This is a genomic window from Candidatus Symbiopectobacterium sp. NZEC135, from assembly GCF_025962695.1.
The window spans coordinates 1-829 of sequence record NZ_JAGFPF010000939.1 but is presented as its reverse complement, the minus strand read 5'-3'; the positions used below and the strand labels follow the sequence as shown (position 1 = coordinate 829).

General features: G+C 55.2%; 1 protein-coding gene. It reads left to right on the top strand.

The window, feature by feature from the left end:
* The coding region (locus J5224_RS31590) for a (2Fe-2S)-binding protein (RefSeq protein ID WP_264628931.1) at nucleotides 1-829 on the top strand (829 nt) is incomplete at both ends.

The window sequence follows — 829 nt, the reverse complement described above, 5'->3', positions numbered from 1 at the left end:
TACAGCACGCTGCTGCAAATGAAGCTCAACGACATGACGCTATCCGCGCATCCAGAAACCCTTATTCTTCCCGCGCATGAAGGCGCACCGGCGAAAGGGCTGGGTGTAGCCGCCTTGCCTGCAACCGCACAGATTTGCTCCTGCCATAATGTTACCAAAGCGGATATTTGTGCGGCAGTGGCGAGCGGTTGCCATGAATTGGGGGCGATAAAAAGCGGTACCAAAGCGGGAACCGGCTGCGGTGGCTGCGTGGCGCTGGTAAAACAGGTCATGGAGTATGAGCTCACGCAATCTGGCGTTGAGGTTAAAAAGGACATCTGTGAGCACTTTGCTTACGATCGTCAGGCGTTATATCACTTGATTCGCGTCAATGACATCCACACCTTTGATGACCTGATTGCTAACCATGGGCAAGGGCGTGGCTGCGAAATATGTAAACCGCTGGTTGGCTCGATACTCGCTTCCTGCTGGAACGACTATCTGCTGCAACCGCAGCATTTGCCTTTGCAGGATACCAACGATCGTTTCTTTGCCAACATTCAGAAAGACGGCACCTACTCAGTGGTGCCGCGCATTCCCGCCGGAGAGATCACGCCCGAGGCGCTGATCGCCATTGGACAGGTGGCTCAGCGTTATCAGCTCTACACCAAGATAACCGGCGGTCAGCGAGTCGATCTGTTCGGGGCCAGGGTCGAACAGTTGCCTGCTATCTGGCAGGAATTGCTCGACGCCGGGTTTGAAACCGGTCATGCCTACGGCAAATCGCTGCGCACGGTGAAATCCTGTGTGGGATCAACCTGGTGCCGTTACGGTGTGCAGGATTCTACCG